Here is a 13,015-nt window from a genome sequence, read left to right as displayed (position 1 = left end):
GGACGCAGCAGGGGTGGTCCGAACGGATGACCGGGGGCGGGGCGACGGAGGTAGGATCGAACAAACGTTTCGTACGGACATTCGATTTGGTCTATGGTGAAGACGGGGGAGGTGTTCCGTCGACCGAGCAGGAGAGCAGGAGGCCGCGGATGGCCGGGTTCACGCATCTGCACACCGTTTCCGGGTTCTCCGTGCGCTACGGCGGTTCCCACCCGGAGCGGCTGGCGGAGCGGGCCGCCGAGCGGGGCATGGACGCCCTCGCCCTCACCGACCGCGACACGGTCGCGGGCGCGGTGCGCTTCGCCAAGGCCTGCGCGAAGGCGGGCATCCGCCCGCTGTTCGGGGCCGACCTGGCGGTGGCTCCCGCGCCGGTCCGCGCCGACGGGACGGCAGCCCCCCGCGGGGCGGCCGGGTCCGGCGGGGCCGGAGCCGGGGCGGGGACCTCGTCCCGGCTGCGGACCCCCGTCAAGGGCGGTGCCTTCGTCGACGAGTCCGCCGCCCGGGCGGTCTTCCTGGCCCGGGACGGGGCCGCCGGCTGGGCGGAGCTGTGCCGGATGATCACGGCGGCCCACCGGGCCGGGGCCGGGCCGGACGACCTGGGCGGGGCCGGCGCCCTGGCCGAGGGCGTGGCGGGGGCCGAGGGCGCCCGCGCGGCCGGCCTGCTCGCGGGCACGGGACCGGGCGCGGATCCGCAAGCGGGGGCGGCCGCCCGGACCTCCGGGCCGCTCGCCGGGGCGCAGCCGCTGGTGCCGTGGGAGGCCCTGCGCGGCGAGGGCGTGTTCGTCCTGCTCGGACCCGGTTCCGAGGTGGGCCGGGCGCTGGCCGCCGGCCGCCCCGACCGGGCCGCCCGGCTGCTCGCGCCCTGGCGCGAGGTGTTCGGAGACGCGCTGCGCCTGGAGGCCGTGCACCACGGCCGCACCGGCACCGGCCCCGGATCGCTGCGGCTGGCCGCCCGTACCGTCGGCTTCGCCGCCGACCAGGGGATCACCGCCGTCCTGACCAACGCCGTCCGCTACGCCGACCCCGGCCTGGGCCCCGTCGCCGACGTCCTGGACGCCGCCCGCCGGCTCGTGCCCGTCGACCCCCGCGGCCCCCTCGACAGCGGCGAACGCTGGCTCAAGGGCCCGGCGGAGATGGCCGACGCCGCCGACCGGATCGCCCGGGCCGCCGGGCTGCGCCCGGTCGACGCGCGCCGCCTGCTGGAGGACACCCGGACCACCGCCCAGGCCTGCACGGTGGATCCCGAGGACGACCTCGGCATCGGCTCGGTGCACTTCCCCGAACCCTGGCTCGTGGGCGCCGCCCACCGCACCGCCCAGCGGGTCCTGGAGTCCCGCGCCGGCGCCGGCATGGTGCTGCGCGGCTACGCCGGCCGCCGCGCGTACTGGGACCGGATGCACCAGGAGCTCGACGTCATCGCCCACCACGGCTACGCCTCGTACTTCCTGACGGTCGCCCAGGTGGTGGACGACGTACGGAGGATGGGGATCCGGGTGGCCGCGCGCGGCTCCGGGGCCGGCTCGCTGGTCAACCACCTGCTCGGCATCGCCCATGCCGACCCCGTCGAGCACGGCCTGCTGATGGAGCGGTTCCTGTCCAAGCGGCGGCTCGTGCTGCCCGACATCGACATCGACGTGGAGTCCGCCCGCCGGCTGGAGGTGTACCGGGAGATCATCGGCCGGTTCGGTGCCGAGCGGGTGGCCACGGTCGCCATGCCCGAGACCTACCGGGTCCGGCACGCCATCCGTGACGTGGGCGCCGCCCTGTCCCTGGACCCGGCCGAGATCGACCGGCTGGCCAAGGCCTTCCCGCACATCCGGGCCCGGGACGCCCGCGCCGCCCTGGCCGAACTGCCCGAGCTGGCCGGCGTACGGGAGCGGGCCGCGCGCTACGGCCGGCTGTGGGACCTGGTCGAGGGGCTCGACGCGCTGCCCCGCGGGGTCGCCATGCACCCGTGCGGGGTGCTGCTCTCCGACGCCTCCCTGCTGGCCCGTACCCCGGTGGTGCCCACCAGCGGCGAGGGCTTCCCCATGTCGCAGTTCGACAAGGAGGACGTGGAGGACCTCGGGCTGCTCAAGCTCGACGTGCTCGGCGTACGGATGCAGTCGGCGATGGCGCACGCGGTCACCGAGGTCGCACGGGCCACGGGGGAGCGGATCGATCTGGACGACCCGGCACAGGTGCCGCCGGGCGACCGGGCCACCTACGAGCTGATCCGTTCCGCCGAGACCCTGGGCTGCTTCCAGATCGAGTCCCCGGGCCAGCGCGACCTGGTCGGGCGGCTCCAGCCGGCCACCTTCCACGACCTGGTCGTGGACATCTCGCTGTTCCGGCCCGGCCCGGTGGCCGCCGACATGGTGCGCCCGTTCATCGAGGCCCGGCACGGCCGTGCCCCCGTCCGCTACCCGCACCCGGACCTGGCCGGGCCGCTGGAGGAGACGTACGGGGTGGTGGTCTTCCACGAGCAGATCATCGAGATCGTGCACCTCATGACCGGCTGCGGCCGGGACGAGGCCGACCGGGTGCGGCGCGGCCTGTCCGACCCCGAGTCGCAGGGCCGGATCAAGGCCTGGTTCGCGCAGCACGCGCGGGAGCGGGGCTATGCGCCCGACGTGATCGCCCGGACCTGGGAGATCGTCGAGGCCTTCGGCTCCTACGGCTTCTGCAAGGCGCACGCGGTGGCCTTCGCGGTCCCGACGTACCAGTCCGCCTGGCTCAAGGCCCACCACCCGGCCGCCTTCTACGCCGGGCTGCTCACCCACGACCCGGGCATGTACCCCAAGCGGCTGCTGCTGGCGGACGCGCGGCGGCGCGGGGTGCCGGTGCTGCCGCTGGACGTGAACCGGTCGGGCGCCGCCCATCGCATCGAACTGGTGTCCGGTACGGGGGGCGGGTCCGAGGTGTGGGGCCTGCGCCTGGCCCTGTCCGACGTGCACGGGATGAGCGGGGCGGAGGCGGCCCGGATCGAGGGCGGCCAGCCGTACGCCTCGCTGCGCGACTTCTGGGACCGGGCCCGTCCGGGCCGGCCGGTGGCCGAACGGCTGGCGCAGGTCGGGGCGTTGGACGCGTTCGGGGCCAACCGGAGGGACCTGCTGCTGCACCTGTCCGAGCTGCACGGGGCGCAGCGGGCGGCCGGCGCGCACGGGGTTCGCCGGGGCGGCGGCCGGGCGGGGCAGCTCCCGCTGGAGGGCGGCCGTTCCACGGCCGCGCTGGGCCTGCCCGACCTCACCGAGGCCGAACGGCTCAGCGCCGAGCTCGGCGTCCTCGGCATGGACGCCTCCCGGCACCTGATGGGCGACCACCACGCCTTCCTGGCCGAACTCGGTGTGACCCCGGCGAAGTTGCTGCGCGAGACCGAGCACGGGCAGACCGTGCTGGTCGCGGGTGCCAAGGCGGCCACCCAGACCCCGCCGATCCGCTCGGGCCGCCGGGTCATCTTCACCACCCTGGACGACGGCACGGGCCTGGTCGACCTGGCCTTCTTCGACGACAGCCACGCGGCGTGCGCGCACACCGTGTTCCACTCGTTCCTGCTGCTGGTGCGCGGGGTCGTGCAGCGGCGGGGGCCGCAGAGCCTGAGCGTGGTCGGGGCGGCGGCGTGGAACCTGGCGGAGCTGGTGGAGGTCCGGGCCGAGGGCGGCCTGGAGGCGGTCGCCGCGCGGCTGGCGGCCCCCGCCGGGGGCGCTGCCCCCGCCGAGGGTGCTGCCACCGCTGAGGGTGCCGAGGGGGACGGGCGGCGGCTCCGGATGCCGACCGGCTACGAGATGCACCCGTGGGCGGACCTCCAGCCGGCCGGGGACGGCCCGGCGACGGGGCGCAAGCTGTGGCACTCCAGCCCGGGCAGCGCAGGATGACCTCGGCCGCCGTACGGAGCCTTTCGGGGGCTCTGCCCCCGCGCCCGAGCACGAGTGCTTCGGCCTGGGTGTTGTGTGTGCGGATGCGGCGGGTCGACGGGGAGGGGGTCGGTGGGGAGGAGTACGCGGGGGTGCTCGGGCTGCTCGACGGGCTGACGCCCGTCGTGCAACCGCTGCCGCCCGATTCCGCCCTGGCCGACCTGCACGGCGCCCTGCGCCACTTCCACCGCACCGCCCCCGAACTGGCCGCCCTGCTCCGCGTCAGAACCCTCGCCCTGTTCGGCGTCGACTGCGCCCTCGGCCTCGGCCCCAATCCGATGCTGGCCCGGCTGGCGGCCCAGGACGCCCGGTACGGCCAGACCGTGACGGTCGGTCAGCAGCCGGGCGCGGTGCGCCGGTTCCTGGAGCGGCGGCCCGTCACCGACCTCGACGGCATCGGCCGGAAGGCCGCCCGCCTCCTCGACGCCTACGGCCTGGACACCGTCGGCCGCCTCGCGGCCGCCCCGCCCGGCACCCTCCGCCGCATCCTCGGCGTCCGCCCGGGCCGGGAGGCCCACGAGCGGGCGCACGGGATCGACCGGACCCCGGTCCGCCCGGGCGCGGGCGCCCGGGCGGTGGCCGGGGAGCGCACGTTCGGCCGGGACGAGCTCGACCCGGGCCGGCACCGCCGGGCCCTGCTGTCGCTCACCGAGGAGCTCGGCGCCCGGCTGCGCGGGCAGGGCCAGGTGTGCCGTTCGCTGACCCTCACCGTCCGCTGCGCGGACCGCACCTCCGTCACCCGCACCCGCACCTTCGCCGAGGCCACCGCCCATTCGGCCGCCCTGACCGACGCCGCCTACGCGATGTACGCCGCGCTCGGCCTCCAGCGGGCCCGGGTCCGCGCCGTGGCCCTGCGGGCGGAGGAGCTCTCCGGCGCCGAGCGGGCCCACCGGCAGCTCAGCCTCGACCCGGAGGACGACAAGGCCCGCCGGCTGGAGGCCGTCACGGACCAGGTCCGCGCCCGGTTCGGTCCGGGCGCCATCGCCCGCGGGACCCTCGCGCGCGGTACCTGGGCGGCGTGACCGACACGCGAAGTTTTACCGACGCGTAACTTCCAAGTCTTGCTACTCGCCCGTAATTTGGCGGGACAGCACTCCTTGTGATCCGGATCACGGGACGACGCCCCCATGAGAGCCATCCCCATCCCCTTGACCCGCAAGGAGATCACCCGATGCTGCCCTGGAGACGCCTGCTCCGCCCGCTCGTCGTCCTCTCCCTCGCCGCCGCCACCCTGCTCCCGGCCGGTGCCACCGCCAGTGCCGCGACCGACGCGGTGGCGGCCTCGGCCCCCCGCAGCGGCTGGAACGACTGGTCCTGCAAGCCGTCCGCGGAACACCCCCGCCCCGTCGTCCTGGTGCACGGCACCTTCGGCAACTCCGTGGACAACTGGCTCGGTTTCGCGCCGTACCTGGTGCACCGCGGCTACTGCGTCTACTCCCTCGACTACGGCCAACTGCCCGGCGTGCCCTTCTTCAACGGCCTCGGCCCCATCGACCGCTCGGCCGAGCAGCTCCGCGTCTTCGTCGACCGGGTGCTCGCCGCCACCGGCGCCGCCAAGGCCGACCTCGTCGGCCACTCCCAGGGCGGCATGATGCCGCGGCACTACCTGAAGTTCCTCGGCGGCGCCGCCAAGGTCAACGCGCTCGTCGGCCTCGCCCCCGACAACCACGGGACCACCCTGCTCGGCCTCACCCAGCTGCTGCCGTACTTCCCCGGCGCGCAGGACCTGATCAACGCGAACACCCCGGGCCTGGCCGACCAGATCGCCGGGTCGGCCTTCCTCACCCGGCTCAACGAAGGCGGGGACACCGTCCCCGGCGTCAAGTACACCGTGATCGCCACCCGGTACGACGAGGTGGTCACCCCCTACCGCAGCCAGTTCCTCAGCGGGCCCGGCGTCCGCAACGTCCTCCTCCAGGACCTGTGCGTCCTGGACCTGTCCGAGCACGTGGCGATCGGTCTGACCGACCGGATCGCCTGGCACGAGGCGCTCAACGCGCTCGACCCCGCGCACGCCACGCCGACCACCTGCGCGTCGGTCTTCGAGTGACCGGCCGGCCGGCGGACCGGGTGACCGGCTGACCGGCCGGCCGCCGGTGGTCCGTGGCCGCCGCAGCGTCAGCGGCCGTGCCGGCCCCCGACGCTGCGGCGGCGGGCCAGCCCGAACAGCACGGCCGCGCCGACGGCGAGGATCCCGGCCCCGGTGATCGCGATCAGCGGGGTACGGGCGTCACCGCCCGTCTCGGCCAGGTCGCTGCCCCTGGCCCCGGCCGGGGACGCACCGCCCGCGAGGGTGGCGACGACCGGGGCGGTCGCGGCGGCGTTCGTCTTCGGGTCGTCGTCGCCGTGGCCGTGGTGCTCGACCGAGGACTTGTCCTGCCCGGCGGCGATCTGCTGGTCGGTGGGGGCCGAGGGCTGCACCGGCTTCTCGGCCGTCGGCTTCGCGGAGGGCTTCGCCGAGGGGTCGGCGGAGCCGCCGGAGCTGCCGCCGCCGGGCGCGGTGGTGCCGTTGTCCTTGCCGAACACCACGTCCGAGCAGGTGTAGAAGGCCTCCGGGCTGTCCGAGCGCTGCCAGATGCTGTAGATCAGGTGGCGGCCGGTCCTGTTCGGGACCGTGCCGGAGAAGACGTAGTCGCCGCCCGACATCGACGGGTCGGTGGCCTTGGCGAACGGTGCCGGCTCCAGGTCCGACCACTTCAGCGGCGTGCTCGGGTCGTAGCCGTCCTTGGTGATGTACAGCTCGAACGTGCCCCGGTGCGGGGCGGTGCCCTTGTACCGGAAGGTGTGCGCACCCGCCGTCATCGGGCTGGCCGGCCAGTCCCCGCGGGCCAGGTCCAGGCCCTGGTACTTGTCGTTGCCCGCCGAGCAGAGCTGGCCGTTCGGGATCAGCGCCTTGTGGTTCCCCGCGGCGTTGGCGATGTTCACCGCGTTCCAGTCGTAGAACGCCTGCGTCCCGCTGGCCGCCACCGCAGCCTTGCACGCGGCCGACCTCGGCGCCTCCGGGCCCTCCGCGTAGCACGCCGCCACCCGGCTGACCGGGTCCGTCATCGACCCGTGGGCGGCGGCGGGCGCGACGGCGTACGCGGCCACGGCCAGCGGCGCGGAGCCGAGGGCGGCGACGCGGAGCGCGGTACGGCGCGGGGCGGTGCGGCGGCGTGCGGACATGGGTGGATCCCTTCGAGCGGACGTCGGGCGCGGCGCCGCCCCCCGTGGGTCCGGCGCCGCTGTGCCCTCCCTGGCCCGGCCAAGCTAGCCGCCGCACCACCCCGTCCGACCGCGATCGGGGCCCGGACGATGATCCTTACGCTGGGCTTAAGGAAGGCTTGAGGGGGCCGACAGGAAGCCGTCCGTGCGGGCGAGGTGTTCCAGGGCGTCGAGGGCGGCGAGGGCCGCCTCGGCTGCCCGCGGGTCGCGCTCGGCCAGGCCGCTCGCGGCGAACTCGTCCTCGTCCAGGCGGCGTACGTCGCAGCCGTCGGCGGAGACCCACAGGTCGAGGTCGAGGTCCTCGACCACGATCTCGCCGTCCCGGACGACCGCGGGCCGGGTGATGTCGCAGTACCAGCCCTTGCGGGTGCCGTCGCCGCCGTGGACCTCCTTGACGGCGTACCAGCGGTCGCGCCAGAAGTGCTCGACGAACACGTCACCCGGCTCGAAGCGGACGAAGCCGAAGTCGCGGACGCCGTCGGCCGCCCAGGGGGCGCGGACGGTGATGCGGGAGCCGTCGTCGGCGAGCCGCTCGGCGGGGTAGCGGATCTTGGTGCGGCCGGCCTTGGTCAGGGTCACCGTGACGGTGTCCGGGGTCGGGGTCCCGGTGGTCGCGGTCCCGGAGGTCGGGGCGTCGGTGGTCATGGGGGTCACTCTCCGAGCTTCTTGGTGTAGCGGACCTCGGTCGCGCAGATCTCGTAGCCGAACCAGGTGTTGACGGCGAGCATCGGTGCGTTGCCGGTGTCGTTGCCGGTGAAGGCCTCCCGGCAGCCGGCCGCGCGGGCGCGGTCCAGGGAGGCGGTCTTGACGAGCTTGGCCAGGCCCCGGCCGCGGAAGGCGCGCAGGGTGCCGGTCATGCCGGAGGTGTAGCGCCCCGCACCGTCCGTCAGGGCGGCGGTGAAGGCGGCGACCTCGCCGTCGACCAGGGCGACGGTGGTCAGCTCCTTGTCGAGGTCGGGGTGGTGCCAGGTGTGCCGGAGCCAGTCGTCGTAGTCGTCCAGCGAGGCCTCCACGTCACCCGGCTCGTCGGCCGTGACCTCGGCGTCGGCCACGAACAGGGGCCGCGGGTCGGCGGCGAACGCCGAGCCCGGGCGCAGCTCGACCCCGGCGGGCAGCGGCGGGCGCGACGGGAGGCCGGCGCCGGTCAGGTCCAGGCGCAGGAAGTGCGCGGACCGGCCGGCGCGGTAGCCGCGGCGTTCGGCGAAGGCCCGGTACTCCGGCTCGTCCAGCACCCAGGCGAACACCTCGGTGGCGCCGGCGCCGGCCAGGTGGGCCTCCGCCTCGGCCACCAGTGCGCCGCCCGCGCCGAGGCCGCGGCCGGCCGGGTCGACGTAGGCGTTGACGAAGGCCTGGCCGGGCACCGGGCTGTCGTAGGCGATGCCGACCTGGGCGGTGCCGACGACGCGGCCGTCGGCGGTCTGCGCGACCAGGACGCGGTAGCGCTTGGCCGGATGGGCGCTCGTGAGCTCGAAGGCGACGCCGGCGGGGGAGAACACCAGGTACGGCAGGGCCGCGCGGCGCACCCGTACGACGGACTGCACGTCCGCCGGGTCGGCGGCGCGGAGGTCACGGATCACTACGGTCATACGGGCACGCTAGGGCGCGGTGGCGGGCCGGCGCCTGTGAATATCGCGCGGGCCGGGCCGGCCGGCACCATGACCGGCGCGGATCCGCGGCGGGTGCGGAGTGGGAGAATCGGGGGCGTGACCTCGACGAACCTCACGATCTCGCTCGACGCCTCGGCCGGCGCGGAGGCCCCCTACGAGCAGGTCCGCGCCCAGATCGCGGCCCAGGCCAGGTCGGGACGGCTGCCGGCCGGGTTCAAGCTGCCGACCGTACGCGGCCTGGCGGAGGAACTGGGCCTGGCCGTCAACACCGTGGCCAAGGCCTACCGGGCACTGGAGGCGGACGGGGTGGTGGAGACGCGGGGCCGGCACGGGACGTTCGTGGCGGCCGTCGGTGACGCCGCGGCGCGCGAGGCCGCCGGTGCGGCCCAGGCCTTCGCCGAACGTGCCGCCCGGCTGGGCCTGACCTTCGACGAGGCCACCGCGGCCGCCCTGGCGGCCCTGCGCGCCCGCTACCAGCAGTAGGCGCCAGGTCCTACGGGTCCTACCGGTCCTGCACGGCGCTACAGGTACAGCCCCGCGTCGGCGCCCGCCGGCTGGGACGGGACGACGGCGGCGGGGCCCGAGCCGCGGCGCAGGGCGAAGAGTTCGGCCAGGGTGGCGCCGTCGCGGGTGACGCCCTCCTCCGTGCCCAGCCAGTCCACGGCCTCGCGGTGGGTCAGCTTGCCGACCTCGATCCGGGCCAGGCACCGCCCGGGGCGCACCACCGCCGGGTGCAGCCGCTCCAGGTCCTCGTTGGTGGTGACGGCCACCAGCACGTTCCGGCCCTGGCCCAGCAGACCGTCCGTCAGGTTCAGCAGCCGCGACAGCGCCTGGCCGGCCGTGTGCCGGGCCTCGCCGCGGATCAGCTCGTCGCAGTCCTCCAGCAGCAGCAGCCGCCAGCGGCCCTTGCTGGTGCCCTCGTCCTCGCCGATCGCGATGTCCATCAGATAGCCGACGTCGTTGAACAGCCGTTCCGGGTCCAGGACGCAGTCCACCTGGCACCAGTCCCGCCACGACCGCGCCAGGGTCCGCAGCGCCGAGGTCTTGCCCGTCCCGGGCGGCCCGTGGAGCAGCAGCAGCCGGCCCGCGATGTCGTCCGGGGTCACCTTCATCAGCCGGTCCATGGCCGAGGCCACCGGCGCGGTGTAGTTCGGGCGGACCTCTTCCCAGGTGCCGGCGGCGATCTGGCGGGTCGTCCGGTACGGGCCGCGGCGCGGTGAGACGTACCAGAAGCCCATGGTGACGTTCTCCGGCTGCGGTTCGGGCTCGTCCTGCGCCCCGTCCGTGGCCTGCCCCAACACGCTCTGCGCCAGTTCGTCGCTGACCGCCGTCACCGTCACGTCCGCGCCCCGGCTCCAGCGCGAGACCAGCATCGTCCAGCCCTCGCCCTCGGCCAGGGTGGCGCTGCGGTCGGTGTCGCGCGCCGAGCGCAGCACGGTGGCGGCGGGCGGCAGCAGCGTAGCACCGGCCTTGACCCGCTCGATCGTGACGCTGTGCGAGTACGGCTGCTCGCCGGACGCGAACCGGCCCAGGAACAGCGCGTCGACGACGTCCGAAGGGGAGTCGCTGTCGTCGACGGTGAGCCGGATCGGCAGTGCGTCATGCGGGTTGGCTGGCATGGCGCCCATGATCCGGCACGCGGTGCCGTCGCGCACCCGTGTTTCACCGGTTCGTTCGCCGGAACGGGTGCCTCCCTTCGGTGTCCTGCGCCGCGTCCGCCTCGTTCAAACACGGTGCGGGTGAAGATTCTGGCCGGATCTCCACCCCAAATCTTCTTGGCATGGACACTTCCAGCCAGGGGCTACGCGCCGGTACCACAGATGCGGCAGACAACCCCCACGAGGAGCCGCACCCATGAAACTGTCGCGCTTCGCCGCTCTGGCGTCGTCCCTGTTACTCGCCGCAGGAGCCGCCCTGTTCGGCGCCGGCCAGGCCTCGGCCGCGGCCGATTTCGGCTACGTCGCGCTGGGCGACTCGTACTCGTCCGGCGTCGGCGCCGGCAACTACGACGGCGCCAGCGGGAACTGCAAGCGCACCACCCGCGCCTATCCCGCGCTGTGGGCCGCCGCCCACGCCCCGCAGACCTTCGCCTTCACCGCCTGCTCCGGAGCCCGTACGGACGACGTGCTCTCCGGGCAGCTCGGCCCGCTCAACTCCGGCACCGACCTGGTCAGCATCACCATCGGCGGCAACGACGCCGGCTTCTCGGACGTCATGACGACCTGTGTCCTGCAGTCCGAGGCCACCTGTCTCAGCCGCATCAACGACGCCAAGGCCTACGTCACCAACACCCTCCCGGGCAAGCTCGACGCGGTCTACAACGCCATCGACGGCCGCGCCCCCAACGCCCGGGTCGTCGTACTCGGCTACCCCCGCTTCTACAAGCTCAACGGCACCTGCACCGCCGGGCTCAGCGAGACCGAGCGGTCCGCCATCAACGGCGCCGCCGACCACCTCAACGCCACCATCGCCAAGCGCGCCGCCGACCACGGGTTCACCTTCGCCTCGGTCGTGAGCGCCTTCACCGGCCACGAGATCTGCTCCGGCAGCGCGTGGCTGCACAGCGTCAACTGGCTCAACATCGGCGAGTCGTACCACCCGACGGCCGCCGGCCAGTCCAGCGGCTACCTGCCGGCCTTCACCAACGCGGCGTAGCCCGTCCGGGGAGCGGGGGAGGGGAGGGTCCGGTGGCCGGGGACGTGGCCGTGGCCGGGTCCTCTCCCCCTCCCTCTCCCTCGCTCTGTCTCTTTCCTGTCCCTTCTCCTCTCCCGTCCCTTCTCCGGCCGCCTCAGCGGTTCGCCAGCAGGAGCCAGGCCAGGGCCGCCAGGGCCACGAGCAGGACCAGAGCGGCGGCCGCCGTCAGGGCCGGCCGGGACGGGCGGCGACCGGCGCCCGGGGCCTGCGGCCCCTCCGGCCCCTGCGCCGCCGGGCCGGGGGCGGGGGCCCGGCCGGTGGCGCCCCCCGGCTCCGCCGGGTCCGGGCCGCCGGCCGGAGCCACCGCCCCCGCGGTCCGCACCGGCCCGCCCGGGGCGCGTTCCGGCCCGCCCGCCGCGACCTCGTGCAGCAGCCGGGCCGCTTCCTCCGCCGTCAGGCGCTCGGCGGGCTCCGTGCGCAGCAGGCCCGCCAGGACCGGTGCCAGGGGACCGGCCCGCCGGAAGGCCGGCGGCTGCGCCACCGGGCCGGAGGGCGGGGCGTCCCCGGGGAACGGCGGGACGCCCTCGACCGCCGTGTACAGCAGGGCCCCGAGCGCCCACAGGTCCGACGCCGGGTCCTCGGCGTCCGCCGGCGGCGGGAGGCGGAAGCCGCCGACCTTCACCCCGCCGTCGTTGCCCAGCAGCACCCCGTCCGGCGCCAGCTCCCCGTGCACCAGGCCCGCCGCGTGCGCGGCGCGCAGCGCGTCCAGGAGGCGGTCGCCCAGGTCGGCGGCCCGACGGGGCGTCAGCGGCCCGTCGGCGGCCAGCACCTCCGCCAGGGTGAGCCCGCGGACCGGTTCCGTCACGACCCAGTGCCGGCCCCCGTCCGCGACCACGTCGTGGACGGCGACCACCCCGGGGTGCACGATCCGCGCCGCGGCCAGGGCCGCGGCCTCGGCCCGGGCCGCCGGCCCGGACACCTCCTCGACCGCCACCTCCCGGCCCCGCTCCTCGTCCCGGGCCCGCCAGAGCGGTCCGCGGGCGCCCTGCCCCAGCGGATCGAGCAGCCGGTAGCGGCCCGCCACGACACGTCCCGGCTCCTGGCTCACGAGCGCCCTCCTCGGCGTCATCGGGTGGTCACTCCACGTTAGACCCGAGGTGCGGGAATTGCCCCCGGTCGTGCCGGGCCCCGTACGTTCCTCCCCAAACCGCCCCGATTGTGCGGAGAGTGACGGTCGACTCCACTGAGTAATCGTCAACTCCCCGTACGGACAGGGGTAATTCACACGCCCGGGATACCCGACTGCGACGCAGGGGCGATAGGGTTACCCTGCCCGGGCCGGGTGCCCTCGTACGGGTGGGGAGAGATCATGGAACAGATAACGACGCGCAGCAGGCCGCCCCGCGTGCCTGCCATCACCTGCGGCAGCCACGCGACCAGTTCGCGCCTCGACCGCCACCTCGCCGTGCTCGGCGGTCCCGCCGTCCCGCAGCGCGAGGCCGCCGAGGCGACCCTGCTGATGCGCGAGCTCACCTCCCGCGACCACACGCACGTCCAGCGGAGCCGGAGCGCGCGCGTCTCGCTCTTCGCGCCGCTGCGCCGGCTGCGTCGCACGCTCTTCGGCAGCCGCCGCCACTAGTCCCCGGCCACCCGCCCCCGGCTCCGGCTGGGGGTGCC

At 75.3% G+C, this 13,015-nt stretch carries 11 protein-coding genes; 6 read left to right on the top strand and 5 right to left on the bottom strand.

All coding sequences use genetic code 11. The features are described from left to right. Nucleotides 1-149 precede the first annotated feature (149 nt). The 3 genes from EF918_RS23930 (at nucleotide 150) to EF918_RS23920 (ending at nucleotide 5,943) form a co-directional block, all read left to right on the top strand. On the top strand, nucleotides 150-3,854 hold the full coding sequence (locus EF918_RS23930) for a DNA polymerase III subunit alpha (RefSeq protein WP_125650310.1): 3,705 nt from the start codon (nucleotides 150-152) through the stop codon (nucleotides 3,852-3,854). Nucleotides 3,855-3,937: 83 nt separating this feature from the next. Next, complete coding sequence (locus EF918_RS23925; RefSeq protein WP_125650308.1) at nucleotides 3,938-4,915, top strand: hypothetical protein; 978 nt, start codon at nucleotides 3,938-3,940, stop codon at nucleotides 4,913-4,915. A gap of 149 nt (nucleotides 4,916-5,064) precedes the next feature. Further along, complete coding sequence (locus EF918_RS23920) at nucleotides 5,065-5,943, top strand: triacylglycerol lipase (RefSeq protein WP_125650306.1); 879 nt, start codon at nucleotides 5,065-5,067, stop codon at nucleotides 5,941-5,943. Nucleotides 5,944-6,011: 68 nt separating this feature from the next. On the opposite strand, the gene EF918_RS23915 is transcribed toward EF918_RS23920, so the two are convergent. The 3 genes from EF918_RS23915 to EF918_RS23905 form a co-directional block, all read right to left on the bottom strand. Then, entirely contained in the window at nucleotides 6,012-7,058 is a 1,047-nt protein-coding gene (locus EF918_RS23915; protein ID WP_125650304.1) for a lytic polysaccharide monooxygenase, read from the bottom strand. 147 nt (nucleotides 7,059-7,205) lie between these two features. Continuing rightward, the gene (locus tag EF918_RS23910; RefSeq protein ID WP_125650302.1) at nucleotides 7,206-7,742 is read right to left on the bottom strand and encodes a DUF402 domain-containing protein; all 537 of its coding nucleotides are present in this window, start codon (nucleotides 7,740-7,742) and stop codon (nucleotides 7,206-7,208) included. Between the two features lie 5 nt (nucleotides 7,743-7,747). After that, nucleotides 7,748-8,683 (bottom strand): GNAT family N-acetyltransferase, encoded by a 936-nt coding sequence (locus EF918_RS23905; RefSeq protein WP_125650300.1) that lies wholly within the window; start codon nucleotides 8,681-8,683, stop codon nucleotides 7,748-7,750. 117 nt (nucleotides 8,684-8,800) lie between these two features. Between EF918_RS23905 and EF918_RS23900 the strand changes: the two genes are divergently transcribed. Further along, entirely contained in the window at nucleotides 8,801-9,187 is a 387-nt protein-coding gene (locus EF918_RS23900; RefSeq protein WP_260610577.1) for a GntR family transcriptional regulator, read from the top strand. Between the two features lie 38 nt (nucleotides 9,188-9,225). Here EF918_RS23900 and EF918_RS23895 read toward each other — a convergent pair whose 3' ends face one another. Continuing rightward, nucleotides 9,226-10,323: a DUF5925 domain-containing protein gene (locus EF918_RS23895; protein WP_260610576.1), complete on the bottom strand. Its 1,098-nt coding sequence runs from the start codon at nucleotides 10,321-10,323 to the stop codon at nucleotides 9,226-9,228. 235 nt (nucleotides 10,324-10,558) lie between these two features. On the opposite strand from EF918_RS23895, the gene EF918_RS23890 reads away from it, so the two are divergent. Beyond that, a complete protein-coding gene (locus EF918_RS23890) occupies nucleotides 10,559-11,359 on the top strand; it encodes an SGNH/GDSL hydrolase family protein (protein ID WP_125650296.1) in 801 nt (266 codons plus the stop codon). Nucleotides 11,360-11,492: 133 nt separating this feature from the next. On the opposite strand, the gene EF918_RS23885 is transcribed toward EF918_RS23890, so the two are convergent. Further along, nucleotides 11,493-12,446, bottom strand: coding sequence for a protein kinase (locus EF918_RS23885; RefSeq protein ID WP_185921889.1), 954 nt, complete (start codon nucleotides 12,444-12,446; stop codon nucleotides 11,493-11,495). 261 nt (nucleotides 12,447-12,707) lie between these two features. Here EF918_RS23885 and EF918_RS23880 point away from each other — a divergent pair, with 261 nt between their 5' ends. Next, complete coding sequence (locus tag EF918_RS23880; protein WP_125650292.1) at nucleotides 12,708-12,977, top strand: hypothetical protein; 270 nt, start codon at nucleotides 12,708-12,710, stop codon at nucleotides 12,975-12,977. The last annotated feature ends 38 nt before the right edge of the window (nucleotides 12,978-13,015 follow it).

Source organism: Streptomyces sp. WAC06614 (assembly GCF_003949795.1).
Taxonomy (GTDB): domain Bacteria; phylum Actinomycetota; class Actinomycetes; order Streptomycetales; family Streptomycetaceae; genus Streptomyces.
Note: the sequence above shows the minus strand (reverse complement) of the source record. Positions and strands in the feature narration are given on the sequence as shown.

Coding starts and splice junctions, on each gene's coding strand:
- EF918_RS23930 (WP_125650310.1), top strand. CDS start 150: ATGGCCGGGTTCACGCATCTGCACACCGTTTCCGGGTTCTCCGTGCGC.
- EF918_RS23925 (WP_125650308.1), top strand. CDS start 3,938: ATGCGGCGGGTCGACGGGGAGGGGGTCGGTGGGGAGGAGTACGCGGGG.
- EF918_RS23920 (WP_125650306.1), top strand. CDS start 5,065: ATGCTGCCCTGGAGACGCCTGCTCCGCCCGCTCGTCGTCCTCTCCCTC.
- EF918_RS23915 (WP_125650304.1), bottom strand. CDS start 7,058: ATGTCCGCACGCCGCCGCACCGCCCCGCGCCGTACCGCGCTCCGCGTC.
- EF918_RS23910 (WP_125650302.1), bottom strand. CDS start 7,742: ATGACCACCGACGCCCCGACCTCCGGGACCGCGACCACCGGGACCCCG.
- EF918_RS23905 (WP_125650300.1), bottom strand. CDS start 8,683: ATGACCGTAGTGATCCGTGACCTCCGCGCCGCCGACCCGGCGGACGTG.
- EF918_RS23895 (WP_260610576.1), bottom strand. CDS start 10,323: ATGCCAGCCAACCCGCATGACGCACTGCCGATCCGGCTCACCGTCGAC.
- EF918_RS23890 (WP_125650296.1), top strand. CDS start 10,559: ATGAAACTGTCGCGCTTCGCCGCTCTGGCGTCGTCCCTGTTACTCGCC.
- EF918_RS23880 (WP_125650292.1), top strand. CDS start 12,708: ATGGAACAGATAACGACGCGCAGCAGGCCGCCCCGCGTGCCTGCCATC.